Source organism: Sinomonas humi, from assembly GCF_000802235.1.
Taxonomy (GTDB): domain Bacteria; phylum Actinomycetota; class Actinomycetes; order Actinomycetales; family Micrococcaceae; genus Sinomonas; species Sinomonas humi.
The window spans coordinates 1-1,711 of record NZ_JTDL01000051.1 but is presented as its reverse complement, the minus strand read 5'-3'; the positions used below and the strand labels follow the sequence as shown (position 1 = coordinate 1,711).

The following is a 1,711-nucleotide window of genomic DNA, read 5'->3' as shown; positions in this document are numbered from 1 at the left end:
ATGTCGCCTCTGGCGTAGTAAATACTGCAGAGCATGCTCAGCATCAGGGGATTTGAGCGAAGGTCACTGGCGTAGGTTCGGCTCTCGTCTATGAAGCCCTTCGCCCGATCGCCGATGTCGGCTTCCCCATCTTTTAGCTTGAACCAGCGGCTCGCATATTCGTGAACCTGGTCCTCGCGCAGTTCCTCGACACCGATGTGAGTCCACTCCCGCTTGTCGAGCGGGGCCAGATCATATCCGGTGTATCGACTGGTAACGACGATGGACGACGCAGGAAACATCTGCGCGAAAGTGATTACCGCGTCGCGGACCTCGGCCCGCGTCCCTGCGCTAAGCACCTCGTCAAGGCCATCGAAGAACACGACGGCTCGCCCTGTCGCGAGCAGGTACTCAAGCCATGATTCGGGGGGTGCTTGCTGCATCAACTGAGTCACGGATTGGCGAATGTGCTCGAGGAAGATTTGCGGTCCCAGGGCCTGTTGTGCTGAGTACTTCCGAAGCTCAACCACGATGGGGACTACTTCGCCGTTACTCCGATTCGCCACATCGGTGGCCAATCGCCTCACCGTAGTCGACTTGCCGCTCCCGGCCGGGCCCTGGATCACAGCACGCGCAAACAGGGTGATTACTTCGGCGGGCTTGACTTCCGGCCTCTGGGCGGCCGACGGTTCCTGCAGCCGCAATTCTGGCTCGACATACAGATCTTCAAGCTGCTGTTCCGTGCCGTTGTCGAGATGCTGCAGCTGAATTCGGCTGAACTTCCGTCCCATTTCTCGACGGAACGAGGAGGAGTACTCGCGAATGTCCGAAAGACTAGGACTGCCGACCTTCGAGAGTAGCCGACGTTTTGCCTCTTGCGCACCGAACAGCTGGATTCCGGAAAGCGGTCGACTACGACGTCCGCTCCGCCGAGCTGACCGTGAACTTGACTCATTGCTCGCCTGGAGGACGGCGACGAGAACCTGGGACGCCACCCCCGCGGCTACTTCGTCCAACCCTGCCTCGAGAATGAGGAGGGCACAGATCTCTTTGCGAGGAAGATCTTGGTAATCTCCTGATTTTCCTGCATCGACGAGCATGAATAGATACCCCAGGATCGGCGTGTCCAGGATGAACGCCGCTACCTTTTCGGCGTCGCCGTCGCGCACTCCGCTGGCCGAAAGCTGTGCCTGTATGGACAAGTTGAGGGTTGCTACTGAAGTGTCCGCATCTCCATCCGTGCGCTGGCGGAACTTACCAGCAACCCAGCGCGTGGCGTCTGCACCGACATTCGCCGCATAAGAAACCAGCAAGTTGACCAGGTTGGGATCAATATCCAAGCGCATGCCTCCTTACCCGGATGATATCGGCGAGGCCTTCACGTACGAAAGTCGGGGCATGACGCATCACTGCGAACAAGGCTGGCAATCCCCAAATGGCTGCAGATTCTCTCGTCCTATGAGCGCCAAAAAAGAGCGCCGATAACCGACCTTACGTAAAGTAGTACTCTGCGTATCTCATCTGATGAATCACACGGGCTCCTCGCCCAGCACTGACGCGGGACGGCCCCTGGTGCCCGGAGTTGTGCGGATCTGGGGCTGATTCCGGCCCTGATTTCAGGCCGGGCTCGGCTTCCGCATGAGGACTGGCCGGGAGCTTGCTTGTCCAGAGAACCGGCCTCTGACGTGGGGATTTGCCCTGATGTTGCGTCTGATGAATCATTGATTCGTTT

At 58.6% G+C, this 1,711-nt stretch carries 1 protein-coding gene; it reads right to left on the bottom strand.

Going from position 1 to position 1,711, the window contains the following annotated elements:
* A partial coding sequence (locus LK10_RS04225) for an NACHT domain-containing protein (protein WP_197061843.1) occupies positions 1-1,319 on the bottom strand: 1,319 nt, incomplete at its 3' end.
* Between the last annotated feature and the right edge of the window lie 392 nt (positions 1,320-1,711).